General features: G+C 42.9%; 10 protein-coding genes. 7 read left to right on the forward strand and 3 right to left on the reverse strand.

What is annotated here, in order from left to right; all coding sequences use genetic code 11:
* Position 1: 1 nt before the first annotated feature.
* Complete coding sequence (locus ACJAZP_RS00910) at positions 2-1,714, reverse strand: hypothetical protein (RefSeq protein WP_415228846.1); 1,713 nt, start codon at positions 1,712-1,714, stop codon at positions 2-4.
* Positions 1,715-2,168: 454 nt separating this feature from the next.
* Here ACJAZP_RS00910 and ACJAZP_RS00915 point away from each other — a divergent pair, with 454 nt between their 5' ends.
* Entirely contained in the window at positions 2,169-2,621 is a 453-nt protein-coding gene (locus ACJAZP_RS00915; RefSeq protein ID WP_415228847.1) for a host attachment protein, read from the forward strand.
* Positions 2,622-2,708: 87 nt separating this feature from the next.
* Here the strand turns inward: ACJAZP_RS00915 and ACJAZP_RS00920 are convergent, their stop codons facing one another.
* Together ACJAZP_RS00920 and ACJAZP_RS00925 are read right to left on the reverse strand one after the other, a co-directional pair.
* A complete protein-coding gene (locus tag ACJAZP_RS00920; protein WP_415228848.1) occupies positions 2,709-3,866 on the reverse strand; it encodes a GGDEF domain-containing protein in 1,158 nt (385 codons plus the stop codon).
* Positions 3,867-4,177: 311 nt separating this feature from the next.
* Positions 4,178-4,801 carry a thiol:disulfide interchange protein DsbA/DsbL gene (locus tag ACJAZP_RS00925; protein ID WP_415228849.1) on the reverse strand — a complete coding sequence of 208 codons (624 nt, stop codon included), beginning with the start codon at positions 4,799-4,801 and terminating at the stop codon, positions 4,178-4,180.
* Positions 4,802-5,270: 469 nt separating this feature from the next.
* On the opposite strand from ACJAZP_RS00925, the gene ACJAZP_RS00930 reads away from it, so the two are divergent.
* The 6 genes from ACJAZP_RS00930 to ACJAZP_RS00955 all read left to right on the forward strand — a co-directional run bounded on the left by ACJAZP_RS00930 (position 5,271) and on the right by ACJAZP_RS00955 (position 14,109).
* Complete coding sequence (locus ACJAZP_RS00930) at positions 5,271-5,927, forward strand: response regulator (RefSeq protein WP_415228850.1); 657 nt, start codon at positions 5,271-5,273, stop codon at positions 5,925-5,927.
* Positions 5,917-7,350, forward strand: coding sequence for an ATP-binding protein (locus tag ACJAZP_RS00935; RefSeq protein ID WP_415228851.1), 1,434 nt, complete (start codon positions 5,917-5,919; stop codon positions 7,348-7,350). The genes ACJAZP_RS00930 and ACJAZP_RS00935 overlap by 11 nt, the downstream gene beginning before the upstream one ends.
* 106 nt (positions 7,351-7,456) lie before the next feature.
* The gene (locus tag ACJAZP_RS00940) at positions 7,457-8,437 is read left to right on the forward strand and encodes a DMT family transporter (RefSeq protein WP_415228852.1); all 981 of its coding nucleotides are present in this window, start codon (positions 7,457-7,459) and stop codon (positions 8,435-8,437) included.
* Positions 8,438-8,731: 294 nt separating this feature from the next.
* Complete coding sequence (locus ACJAZP_RS00945; protein WP_415228853.1) at positions 8,732-9,322, forward strand: DUF2760 domain-containing protein; 591 nt, start codon at positions 8,732-8,734, stop codon at positions 9,320-9,322.
* On the forward strand, positions 9,319-11,295 hold the full coding sequence (locus ACJAZP_RS00950) for an Hsp70 family protein (protein ID WP_415228854.1): 1,977 nt from the start codon (positions 9,319-9,321) through the stop codon (positions 11,293-11,295). The genes ACJAZP_RS00945 and ACJAZP_RS00950 overlap by 4 nt, the downstream gene beginning before the upstream one ends.
* Entirely contained in the window at positions 11,296-14,109 is a 2,814-nt protein-coding gene (locus ACJAZP_RS00955; RefSeq protein ID WP_415228855.1) for an Hsp70 family protein, read from the forward strand. It begins immediately after the preceding gene.
* Positions 14,110-14,310: the final 201 nt, after the last annotated feature.

The raw sequence follows: 14,310 nt of genomic DNA on the forward strand, positions 1-14,310 counted from the left end.
TCTATTCCTTATGATTTGAATTTAGGTTTTTTAAAATATGTTTGTTTTGTAAATACATTTTTTGACGAATCCGTTTAATACGCAGGTTGATATCAATTGCTAAAATATTAAATTTGGCACCAAAAGCGAGTAATAGTTTTTGCTCTTGTGCACAAACTTGACCATCTGCTAAACACATTTCAATAAGTTTATTTAACCAGTCAGAGGCATCTAAGGTTTCATCGGGAGTGAGCATCTTCAACTCTCCTGCTTCAGCAGCTTTCATAATATCGTCGAGTACCTTTTGTGGAATGCGGCGATTTTTTACAAATTGATCAAGGTATTTCTTCTCTGCAGCATCTACTTTGCCATCGGCAAATAATGCTAAAACCAAACTAGAAAGTAGCGATACGGGATCAAAAATGCGATCCGTTTTTTTATTGGGTTTGTAATCGACAGCAAACTGTTGTCCTTTAATCTTGATGATATGTTCAAGGTGCGGTAAAAAGTCTTCTAGAACCCAATCTGTCTCGCCTAAATTAAAAGGGTTACCACAGTATTCACAGCAGTCTTGGTAGTTTTTACTTTGTGGTGCGCCACAGCTAAAACAGTGTAAAGAATGTAACCCTTTTTTGAGATCGCTGCTTAAGCCTGTTTTACGAATAAGGGTTAGGTGGTGAGCATAAAACCCGCAATCACTACTGTGATTGGTGTTTAAATCTATTTTATTTGCCTGCCATTTTAGCAGCAGGTAAACCCTGTCAAAGTCTTCACCAAATTCAATATTACTGACTTCACAAAGCTCTAAATTGATATTGTCAAAACAGAATTTTTTAAGATGTTGCTGTTGAAATTGAGCAATAAAATCAGGGTGTGCGATGGATAAAATGGGGTCTGTATTTTGTGTTAACCAGGCTTTTTGTAAACGCCAAAAAATCGAACTTACTCTATCTTCAATCAGTGAAATATTAAAAGCAGGATCAACTACTTGGTAGTCCGATACCCCCGCAATTTGTCGTTTAGCATTTTGAAAACGCCATTGCATTTCACTGGTTATTTTAGCCAAGATCCAATCGTATTCACCGGATCCGACTAACGAACCACAAGATTCACACAATGCAAATTGGCTAAGGTTTAATGTATTCCCGCAATTCGGGCAATAGCCCTCAATTAAACCAGGTGTGCTGCGGGTTTGTGTTCCGGGTAAGCGTACAAAAGTCCAATACTCAGTGTGCAGGGTAAGTGCTGCGTTAGAATACATTTTATTGCTACCTGCACTTTTATCTATGATCGGATAACGGGCACTTGAGTCGAGTTTAAAGTGCAGAGTTTCAAAGTGTTTATCGGCTTCCATGCCTACCAAATCACAGGCTCTTAAATTTAGGTCTTCAATTTTACGTTGGCGCTTTCTTTGTTTTTGAATCTGAAATGCAATTTGCATTGACTCTGCTATACCATCGCTAAGAAATGCGGTTGCAGGGCGAATGTTATGGGATGAATATGCCTGTTTGATGATAAAAAATGCTTGTTCTACGCGGCTTTTAATAAGTGCTTCTGAGAAGTATTTATCGCGTTGTTTTATCTTATTATGCTGAATCTGTTGTTTTTGTTTATTCTGTTTTTGCAGTCCACGCACAATGGTATTTTTAATACGACGTTGCTTGTATCTATGCCCTTCAAATAATCCGGCGAGCATACTACTAAGTGCAATAATGAGAGTGAATAATGTAGACATGAGAATGCTAAACCTTGATATCATTAAGATAAAGTTTAGTTATATCAGATTTCAAAAAATCCTGCTTAAAACTGCTTTTGATTTTTAGCCGCAATCACATTATTGAAGCTGCTAATCGTTATTCACTTTAATCAGTGGAAATGATTAAAAGTTTGTTGTTAACAGTGAAACGAGTTTCGGCGCTTTTGGTCGTTATATCTTGCTGGTACTTCTATACAAATAACCTAAGAGCGTTATATGGCAGAAGAGTATTATTGCTTGTTTTTATTAATATAACGGTTGTTTGGTTAATTTTCTCTTGCTATCAAGCGGTCACTTCCCTTAGCGCTGTCATGCCCTCCAGGCAAACTACAACCATTACTTTTTGTTTATAGCACCGGGCGAGTGACTCTCCTCTGCTAGCAATAACGTCTATACTGAAAATGAACATGTTGAATCATAGAGGAGAGATGTTATGTCAAAGACGTTGGTATTGGTCACAAATGCAAGTACGGCTAGGGTTTTTAGCTACCAAGCGCACGAAGAGTTCAGTTTACTTAAAGAGTTTAGCCATCCCGAAAGTCGTCAGAAAGGGATTGATCTGGTCAGTGACCGTCCCGGACACAGCAATGGTAAGGGTGGGGGGCATGGCGCATTTGTCCCGCCTCGTAACCCCAAGCAGGTTGAAGTGGAACGCTTTGCCCATGAACTGGCAAGCTGGTTGGATGACGAGCGCAGGCAAAATCGTTGTGATCAGGTGATGTTGGTCGCCGATCCCGGTTTTTTAGGGGTACTCAATAAATCCCTTAATAATCAAACTACGCAGTTAGTTTTCAAATCTCTGAACAAAGATTACTCACAGGTCGTTCAACGTGATCTTCCTGAGATGTTGGGGCTTGCAGGCCCGAAGAAAAATCCGTATTTTTAGCGTTGCTCTTGTAGTGAACGTCCCTGCATAATAACGTTAAAGTTGGTGCAGTGACTGTTTTTGAATCTATAATTATAATGGCTGTTCTTATGCACTTTTGTCTGACGACAACTTATCAACAGCACCTTTATTATTTGCCGGGTAGATACTTCTGACGCAGTTTTTCCCGGCCGCTTTAGCCAAATAAACACCTTGATCGGCTACCTTAATTAACTGATCGATGTCGCGCATATTATCCTCTTTACTGGCAACACCAATGCTGATACTCCCAAGCCACGTTCCCTTTCCAATATCCACCTGCATCTTAGCCACCGTATCACACAATATTTGTGCGGCATGCATCGCGCCTACAAAGCCGGTATTTTCACAAATAACTAAAAATTCATCTCCCCCTAATCGGCAGACAATATCGTCATTGCGTAATGTTTCCTGAAGTTTCTTGGTTAATGCTGTTAATACCTGATCTCCTGCATCATGCCCATAATTATCATTCACCTGCTTAAAATGATCGGCATCGATCATTAAACATGAAAGGGGGACGTTTTGTTGCTGTGCTTTTTCCCATAGTGCAGAAAGATGCAGCATTGCATGACGACGATTAGGTAAATTAGTCAGCGCATCGGTTATAGCAAGCTGTTCAAGGTCTTTATTGGCTTTTTGCAGAGCTTGAGTACGTTGTACAACTTGCATTTCCAGGGTTTGATTTAAAAGCTGTAACTCTTTATTAGATTCTGAAACTTGTTGAAATAGATTATCTAAAGTGGTTAATAATGCTTTAGTCGCACCGTTAAGATCTATCCGCTCTGCTTCAAAGGCTTGGGCTGCGCTGCTGCCATCTTCAATTGCAGCAAGTTGTCTGGATAAATTTTGATCCATGCCCAAAATATGATTCGCTAACCAATTACTCAAAAAAGTTAATAGAAATTTTGAAGTGGAAGGATTTCCCTGGCTTAGCTGCTCGTGCATTTCTGTCACTGTCAGTAAAAAATCCCGATGAACTTGAATATGCTGAGATAAAGAGCGTGGATCGATGCCCGCTTTTTTCATCAGCGTTTCTTCTTCATCAAAATGATAAATAGCATAGGCTTGCAGCTCTTGAAAAACATGAGTTGTATCTTCTATCTGTAACTTATTTTGTGTCAGCAACCTGCCAAATTCATTTATTAACCCAACAAGGTGAAAATGTTGTTGGTCAACCGCTGCCAAACCTGTTTCAAAATATGTATCCCAACGAAATGCTTCCATCTGCCACCTGAGATCAATTTAAAAAAATATTAAACCTGATTATACCCATTCTTAGCAGTTAAAAAGAAGCATGATAGTTGTAAATATTGATGCCAAACATGACTTTATAGAATATATTTGTTTAAAATCATGTTTATGGACACCTTCTTTAATTGTGTCAATGTGCTCGATTGGTAATTCACGCGCATCTTTCGCCGAGAAAGCGCATTAAAGGCAGCCGTGGTGGTTTTATTCTCAGAAGAAAGCGGCTTTTATAAATGGTCAGTGTCACTATTGCCAGGTTAGTTGTGAACACCCCCAAAATAGCGGTTTTATTTATTGAGCAAGTAGTGAATCGTGTCTGCTATCTGCTGCGGATCATCATGACCTGCAACGAGGACCTGGTAACGGCCTTTGACAATAAAAGTCGGTACTGAGTTAATACCTAATTGTGTTGATAAACGCGCGGCAAGAGCAACTTTCTCCATTAATTGCTGGTTTTGCTGCGGGCTAAATTGCGCGGGGCTGATAAGATCCCGTGACCTGAATATCTTTTCAAGGGTGCTTTCTCTTTGCGCTGCCGGTGTGTCGTTTGCCATCTGTATTGCTGCAAACAGCTCATCCATAAGCGCCTCTCCCGGCTTGTCATTTAACTGCATTTCAACGGCATAATAGACGGTCGCTGCTGCGCGTGCAGGCTGGTTAAATGCAACGTGTATTTTAGCGATATCAGCGCCAGCCTGTTTGCTTATCTGCTCAATAAAATTTTCCATATTACGGCAGTGGCTGCAGGTTAACGAGAAAACTTCCGTGACCGGCTGCAGCGTTTTATCTACTATCTGCGTCGGCAGAGTGACGTATTGTTTACTCTCCATTGGAATAGCGGGATCACCACATGCGCTTAACAACAAAATTGAAGAAAGTGCAATCAAGGTACATTTGTTAAGAAATCTCATTTTATTCTCGCTTAATTATTTTAAACAAACTTTAACATATTGTAATAATGACAAAATATTCGATAGAAAAATGCGGTTAGTGTAGATCTTTTGTGCAGATTTTTTTCTAAAAGAGAGGGAAATAAACCCCAAGGATTGTTCAGTAACCTTATCGAGTATAGCTGTATATACTGATCAAATTTAGATTATCATGGAGGTTATGACAAAGATAATGACCACTATCTTGTGTTGTTTAAGTTGTATCTCATCAAGCCTGCTTTGCCCGCAGAGCCTATCTGATTCGATCATGCTTTTTAATACATAGCTTCATATTACTAATAACTCAGCAGGGAATAAATTAAGGGGGAGGCAGAGTGATAAATTAAGGGATTAAATTCCCGCTCAAGGGGAGGGATGGTAATATACTCCGTAAAAATTAAGCGAGAGAAAATAAGTTTTAGAAATCAAAAATGAAGGGGATAGATGATAAATGCGCATTTTATTAGTTGAAGACGATATTATGTTAGGCGAATCCATGGTGGTTTCATTAAGCCGTAACGGTTACACCGTTGATTGGCTGCAATTGGGCGCTCCGGTTGAGACAACCTTAAAAACTGAAAACTTTACGGCGATAATTTTAGATTTAACGCTGCCTGATAGTGATGGTTTAGATATCCTCAGTCGAGTCAGAAAAGCAGGGCATACATTGCCGATTTTAATTTTAACTGCGCGAGATGATATTGATGATCGTGTCAAAGGTCTTGATGGCGGGGCGGATGATTATTTGCTCAAACCCTTTGCTTTACAGGAACTGCTTGCCCGTTTACGGGTTATTGTCAGACGGATATCGGGTTATGCTGAATCAACGATTGAACTGCATGGTTTGGTTATCTCTTTGGCAAAAAATACGGTTGAGTATAATGGTGTTGCCATAAAATTAACCAATACTGAATTTAAATTGCTGACAACGTTAGTGACAAAATCGGGTCGAGTATTAAGCAAAGAATATTTACAGCAAAGTTTGTACGGCTGGGATGATATGGCCAGTGATAACGCGATTGAAGTGTACATCTATAATTTGCGTAAGAAGATTGATAATCAGTTAATTAAAAATATCAGAGGGGTTGGGTATATCATTGAAAAATAATATTCGCGCAGCAAGATCCATTCAAAAACGCTTAATAGTCTCAACGGTCAGCATTGCAACCCTGTTGATTTTGACCTCCTGGATTTTGGTCTTTGATGCAACTAAGAATGAAGTCGATGAGGTTTATGATGCACGCTTGGGGCAATCGGCTAAAATTCTGGCGCTTAGTATGCCCAGTGTGATGGCGTTGGCGCCTGATCTTCGAGATAAAGTCTATGCTGACTGGTCGAAGGTGATTAGTAATGTTGATAACGATACAATTGATTCATTTCCCAGCGCTGGGGACCCGGATGATCAAAATTTGTTTTTCCAAATTTATACCGATGGTCATATTGTCTTTAAATCTCTCGGAGCACCCGAGCCGCTCAATATGGAAGAGCTGTATTCTGGTTCCGTTAACCTAAAGCGTCAGGAGTGGCGCTATTTTAAATTAAAAATTCTCTCACGGGTCAATCCTAATTCCTATGTAGTGGTGGCTGAAAAACAGTCAGTCAGAGATGAGGTTGTCAATGAAATTGCTTTATCAACCAGTTTACCGCAACTATTATTAATTCCTATCTTGGCATTTATCCTTTTATTTTTAATTAAAAAGTTTTTACGGCCCGTTAATGAATTACGCTTAGCCGTATCGCAGTGTGATGTTAATAAATTAGAATCAATAAAAATAGCTCACCCGGCAGTTGAACTCGAACCTCTGGTAAAGCAACTCAACTACCTGCTAAGCGAATTAAACAATGCATGGGAGAGAGAACGCCGCTTTACCCGCACCGCAGCGCATGAGTTAAAAACCCCACTCGCGGTGTTAAGATTAAATATTGAAAATGCATTAGCAAGTGAGGATCAGATATCACAGGCTAATGCTCTTAACAACATCGTTAGAGGGGTTGATAGAACCGATCGGTTAATTCAACAATTGTTGATGCACTCGCGCATTGAAGCTAAACAACAAAGTCTTTTCAAAAATATAAATGTTGGCGCATTGATTCGAGAGGTTATTGCTTTACTGGCTCCATTGGCGCTAAAGCATCATCAGGATATTTCATATACGGGACCCGATGAATACATTATTCAGGGAGACAGTATGTTGATTTCTATTTTATTCAGTAATTTAATTGATAATGCGATTCGTTATTCGGGTGAAAATAGTGAGATAAAAATAATCCTAAGCGTTGATCAATCCAAACCCCATCACAATACGGTCGAAGTATTTGTTCAGGATAATGGCCCGCAAATACCGTCGGCCGTAAGAGATAAAATATTTGAAAAATTCTTCCGCGCACATAGCGAAAAAGGCGATGGAGCAGGGCTTGGAATGTCGATAGCAGCCGAGGCAGCCAAGTTGCACGGAGCTTCAATAACTTTGTTACCCTATGATAAAACGTCGCTTAATACTTTTTGTTTCAGCATGGATTGTGGTAAATAAAGGCCTCATTTTATAAACAAGGTCACACTCTTTTATTTGCAACATTATGTTAATGATATCTATTTCACTCATCAGTTAAGTCAGTCAGGCTTCGGGACTTTTTTTTATGGAGATAAACGTTTTTAAGCAACGTACTTTCTGGCTTGCCTTTTTAGGGTTAGTTGCTACTAATCTGTTTTGGGCGATCAATGCAACCTTAGCGCGAGGTTATATGGATGAGGTCGCGCCCATTGCGATCAATCTTTTTCGCTGGCTGGGCGCTTTTGTACTGCTTACACCTTTTGCACTGCGCGGCACAATAAAAAATTGGCATGTAATTCGTCCTAAGCTGCTGCCCTTGACGGGACTTGCGGTATTAAGCATTACTCTTTATAACAGCCTGCTTTATCTTTCTGCTAATTTTACCACTGCTGTAAATATAACCCTGATCAATACCTTAATACCTGTTGCGACATTATTAATTGCCTGGCGAGTCTTAGGTAATCGCCCACGGTTACTGCAACTGATAGGCATAACAGTGTCGATAATCGGTGTCCTGCTGATTCTAACCCAAGGGCAACTGCTGCGATTACTGACGCTTAGTCTAGGTCAGGGGGATTTATTGATGTTAGCCGCGGTAATATGTTGGTCATTGTTTACCGTGTTATTGAAAAAAATGTCCATGAAACTCTCGCCAATTATCCTGCTTTACGTTTTAATTATGCTGGGTTTACCCTTTTTGATTTTTGCCTACGGGATTGAAGCGCTGTTTTTTAGATTCTATTGGCCCTCTTTGTCCCACTTGGGGCTGCTCGCTTATCTGTGGGTTTTCCCTTCTATTTTTGCTTATATTTTTTGGACCAATGGGGTGCAAAAAATGGGCGCTGAAACGGCTTCATTATCGATTACATTAATGCCGCTATTTGGTGCTGTATTGGCCATTACCTTTTTAGGGGAATCAATATGTTGGTTTCATATTGTCGGCGGTATCTGCTCTCTTTTGGGCATGATTCTGGCGTTAGTCTCACCAGAAAGTCTCACCAGAAAATTTCACCGAAAAGCCGCTTCGAAGCGTTGCATCGCAAAGGTTTCGTGTGTTAAAGATTAAAGCGCATTAGCGACTGCATTTTTAATTTAATTATTGGGAATAAATTATTTTTACGGTGACATCTTCAATATTCAATTTTTAACAAATGTCGTGCTAAAATGTATCCAAAATTCAATTGCTTGATTTATTGTTGCTATTTTGTACTGATATTCACATAATTGATTTTGAGCAACATCAACATCAACATCAACATCAACACCAAACACACAAAGTTCTATGATTGACTCCGTTTATAATCAGGGACTTTATATCATTTGAGCAATGGCTCATTTTGACATTATTAGGAAAGTAAAAATGAATATAGATTTACATGCGTTTCCCGCGACTATCGATACGCTTCACTTAGGGTTAGGCATCGCAGCCGCATTATTCTTGGTTTTGTTTTTAACTAAAAAGAAACCATCCGCTAAGCAGACGACTCAGAAAAATAAGATTGAAGCGAGAGATGCATCGGTTGAACAAAGCGTTCCGGAAGTACAACCTAAAAGTGTAATATTAAAAGAATCAACGCCAGAGGCGGCACTGCAGCTTTTGACTTTACTGCAGCAGGATGCGCGTTTTATTGATTTTATCCAGGAAGATTTAAGCGCTTATTCCGATGCTGATATCGGGGCTGCTGCGCGTGTTGTCCATGAGGGCAGCAAGAAAACATTGAATACTTATTTTACCCTCGAAGCGATTCGCAGCGAAGAGGAAGAAACATCTGTCAGTATAGCTGAAGGTTTTAACGCATCGGAAGTTCGTCTTACGGGTAATGTTGTCGGCAATGCTCCCTTTAACGGCACTTTGATTCATAAAGGTTGGAGAGTGAGTGAGGTTAAGCTGCCAAAATTGGCTGCGGGACACGATGCTTCAATCGTTGCACCTGCGGAGGTGGAATTATGAGCGAAGCTATACCTAACGAAACCATACCTAACGAAACCATACCTAACGAAGCTATACCTAATGAAACACCATCCCGCTATTCCGTCGGTATCGACTTAGGCACAACCCACTGTGTTTTATCTTATATGGATCTCGTGAATATAGCGGAAGATCCTGCCACAGTGCCGGAATTGACTATTATGTCTATTCCGCAGTTAACTCAAGCGGGAACTATTGAAGAAAAAAAACAGTTACCCTCGTTTATCTACATGGCCCATGAAGCCGAGTTGAATGATGCTGATCTGGCGCTACCCTGGAATGCCCGGCCCAATGCCATTGTGGGTAGTATTGCGCGGGAATTGGGCAGTAAAACCGCCATTCGTTTAGTCTCTAGCGCAAAAAGCTGGTTATGCCACAGCGGGGTGGATCGCCACGCGGCATTTTTACCCGCCGCCAGCCCCGAAGAAGTTAAAAAAATATCACCATTAGACGCAACCTTTGAATATTTAGATCATATGCGCGCCGCTTGGGAAGATAAATTTCCCGATTTCCCGTTAGCGAAACAAGACGTGACTATCACTATTCCGGCTTCATTTGATCCCGCGGCAAGAGAGCTCACCGCAGAAGCTGCAAAACGCGTTGGTTTTGATAACCTGACCTTGTTGGAGGAGCCTCAGGCGGCGGTTTACAACTGGATCCACGCCTGTGGTGAAGCTTGGCGTGATCAGGTTCAGGTGGGTGATATTATTTTAGTGGTTGATGTTGGCGGTGGTACAACGGATTTATCATTAATTGCGGTTACCGAAGAAGAGGGCAATTTAACCCTCAATCGTATTGCTGTCGGGGAGCATATATTACTCGGCGGTGACAATATGGATTTAGCCCTGGCTTACCGGGTTAAGAAAAAATTAAGCGAACAGGGAAAAGAGTTACAGGCATGGCAAATTCAGGCCATCGGTCAAGCCTGTCGGGATGCAAAAGAGCAACTCCTACTGGATAACGATATTGACAGTGTGCCGATTACCGTGCCCAGCCGCGGCTCAAAACTACTGGGTAATACTCTGCGCACTGAGTTAACTCGAAATGAAGTGCGTGAGACCTTGTTGGAAGGTTTCTTCCCCGTTGTCGATATCAATGATCATCCTCGTGCGGTACGTCGCAGCGGCTTAACCCAAAAGGGTCTGCCCTACGCGCAAGACCCTGCTGTATCACGTCATCTGGCGGCATTTTTAAGCAGACAGGCAAGTGCCGCTGACGATCTTCTGGCGAATCCAAACGCTCAAATTAACAATGACGATTTTGCAGATCCGTTAGCTGCTAATTTTGAGCAGTCAGGCAGTGTCGATTTTATTAAACCCTCGGCAATTTTATTGAACGGTGGTGTACTGAAATCGCCGCTGTTAGCTGAGCGAACTCTGGCGATTATCAATCAGTGGCTGATCGATGCAGGCGCCGAAAAAGCGCGCTTGTTGGCCGATTCCGACCTGGATCTTGCGGTCGCCAGTGGGGCAAGTTATTACGGTTATGTTAAACGCGGCCAGGGTGTTCGCATTCGCGGCGGTTTAGCAAATACCTATTATGTCGGTATTGAAAGCTCTATGCCTGCTATTCCCGGCATGGAACCCCCATTAGAAGCCTTATGCATCGCTCCTTTTGGCATGGAGGAGGGTTCTGAAACTGCGCCGAGTAAAGCCGAATTTGGTCTGGTTGTCGGTGAGCCCGTGCGCTTTCGATTTTTTGGCTCGAATACCCGCCGTCATGATCAAGCGGGTCTGCAACTTGATCATTGGCAGGATGATGAGCTTCAGGAACTGCCTGAATTACAGGCAACCTTATCGGTAGAAGGACGCCGTGTGGGGGATGTTGTTGCGGTTCGGCTGCTGGCTAAAGTCACCGCAGTCGGCACACTTCAACTTGAAGCCGTCGCGGTTAACAGTCGCGATAATAACGGCTCCCCGGAGCGCTGGCACATTGAGCTGGATGTACGAGATTAGATGACAGTCAAATATCTTATTGGTATCGATTTAGGCACCACCAATACCGTGGTTGCCTATGCCGATATGCGCCATCCGTTAACCACGGATAACTGTTGTATTTTTGAAATCGAGCAGTTAGTTGCTCCGGGTGAAGTGGCTAAACGGCCTTTATTACCTTCCTTTCGTTATCATCCGGCCAAGGGTGAAATTAACCCGGTGGATTTACAACTGCCCTGGTCTGATATTGCCTTTGAGCCACTGGAGGGGGAGTTACCCGAGGTTGTAATCGGGGAATGGGCGAGAGAATTAGGCGCAAAGGTTGATGGCCGTCAGGTCGTCAGCGCCAAAAGTTGGCTTTCTCATCCGCAAGTTGATCGCAATGCGGATATCCTGCCCTGGGCGGGTGCGCAGGGGGTGGAAAAAGTATCTCCGCTGCTGGCATCTGCCAGTTATTTAATGCATCTGCGTCATGCCTGGAATTTTGACCATCCCGATGCGTTGATGGAAGATCAGGAAGTGGTTATTACCATTCCCGCTTCCTTTGATGAGGGAGCAAGGGCGCTCACCGTTGAGGCCGCAAGCCGCGCCGGTCTGGTTAATATTTTATTGCTTGAGGAGCCGCAGGCCGTTTGTTATGACTGGTATGCACGGCAGGGTGAAAGCGTACAAACACAACTGGCCAAAATAAAACTATTAATGGTTTGTGATGTCGGCGGTGGTACGACGGATCTCAGCCTTATTAAAGTGGCTCAAGGTAAAGATAACAGCCTGGCATTAACCCGTATCGGTGTGGGTAATCATCTTATGCTTGGCGGAGATAATGTCGATTTGGCTCTGGCACATATTGCCGAGGGGCTTATTAGTGATGGCCGATCATCACATAAAAAACTCAGTGCAGCGAGTTTATCGCAATTGATACAGCAAACCCGTAAAGCAAAAGAGTTGTTGATGGGGGAAAATGCCCCCGACAGTGCCAAGGTCACGGTATTAGGCAGCGGCGCCAAATTGATTGGCGGTGCTAAAAGCTGTGAACTTACACAGCTTGCGGTGAGAGATATTGCGCTGGATGGTTTTTTCCCGAGAATAAGTTTTGATCAGCGGCCCCTTAAAAGGCGCAGTGCGGTTGTCGAGTTCGGGCTTCCCTATGCGGCCGATCCGGCTGTGAGCAAACATATTGCCGAATTTATTGCCGATCACCAAGTCGCTTGCCAGAATGCATTGGCGATTGACCCTGCGCAACCAGGGACTCACGCGGTTCCCGATGCGGTGTTATTTAATGGCGGGGTTTTTAATAGTGAAGTACTCAGTGAGCGCACCATTGAGCAGTTAAGTGCCTGGCGCGGTAGTCCCGTAAACCGACTGGAAAATCATCATCCTCACCTGGCTGTTGCACAGGGCGCGGTGGCCTATGCAAGGGCTCGCCGCGGTGCGCAACTTAAAATTGGCGGCGGTACGGCGCGCACCTATTTTCTGGTGCTTGAGCAGCAAGATGCAGGCAAACAGGCAATTTGCATCATGCCTAAAGGCACCGAAGAAGAGCAGGAGCTTACTCTTAGTGAAAGGAAGTTTTCATTACAGCTGGGCTTGCCTGTGCAGTTTCATCTCTTTTCAACCACTGCCGACCACCTTTATAACGTCGGTGAAATTATTACCCTTGACCAACAAACGCTGGCCGAAGGGCATTTTATTTCACTGCCGCCGCTGGTGGTGGTATTAGAAAAAAATACCTTAGACTCGGTTATTGTGTCCTTGGCAACTAGGTTTACCGAAGTCGGCACGCTGAAAATAGATTGTGTGGCTGAAAACCAGCAACGTTGGCATCTTGAATTTCAAATTCGCAAACAGTTATCGCAACACAGAGCAACGGATAAAACAGCCGTACTGCCCGACGGTTTCGATCAGGTCAGAGAACAAATCGATCTGGTCTTCGGCGAGAGTAAAAAACAAGTCACTCCCAAGGTGGTTAAAAGTTTACGTGCTGATATTGAAAAACTATTGGGCAAGCGCGAACACTGGGAACTACCCCTGCTGCGTGCCTTGTTCGATCAGTTATTGGAAGGTAAAAATCACCGCCGCCGTTCTGCTGCCCATGAGCGGATTTGGTTTAATCTGGCCGGATATTGTTTACGCCCCGGTTTTGGTTATCCGATTGATGAGTGGCGTATTGAACAAATTTGGGATCTCTATCAGCAGGGGCTGCAGTTTCATCAGGAAACCCAAGTATGGATCGACTGGTGGACATTCTGGCGGCGCGCTTCAGGCGGACTCAGCGCGCTGCAGCAGATGCGGGTGTTTGAGGATATCGCCAAATTTATCGACCCGGCTGCATTAACTAATCGAAAATTAAAGGAGGAGTCGAAACAAAAAGCCTATGAAGATATGGTTAAACTGGTTGCAAGCTTAGAGCTTTTACCCGTTGAAAATAAAACCAAAATCAGCCAGTGGTTATTAACACGTTTACAAAAATCATCGGAAACCAGCAGCAGTTGGTGGGCCCTTGGCCGAATCGCCTCACGGATCCCTTTTAATGGCAGTGCTCATAATGTTATTGATAAAAAAGAGGTGCAGAGCTGGCTGCCAAAATTACTGTCGATCGACTGGAAAAAAAATCCGCAGGTAGCTTTTGCGGTGGTATTAATGTCCCGTATGAGCGGCGATCGCAGTCGCGATCTTGATGGCGATTGGTGTGCTAAAATTATCAAGCAGTTAACTCAGGTTAAAGCCGCAGAGAGTTGGGTAGAGATGGTGGCCTGCGTTAAAGAGCTCAATGAAGCAGAAACCAAGCGCGTATTTGGTGAGGGTTTACCCGCAGGATTGAAATTGATTCAGTGATAACCTCAATGATAACCTCTGTAACAACAGCGTTGCTACTCGCCAGTTACCATTAATCAGTTTGGGTCTTAAATTTTGTATTAACAGACAAAACTCAAGACCCGCTTTATGACCCTTTGAAAATCCTCTTCTATTAATAAATTCTCCTCTTTCTTGTTTATGCCTTCCTTCGCCCGTTAATGGTTTCTAGCGATTTGTGAC

The organism is Psychromonas sp., from assembly GCF_047632955.1.
Taxonomy (GTDB): Bacteria; Pseudomonadota; Gammaproteobacteria; order Enterobacterales; family Psychromonadaceae; genus Psychromonas.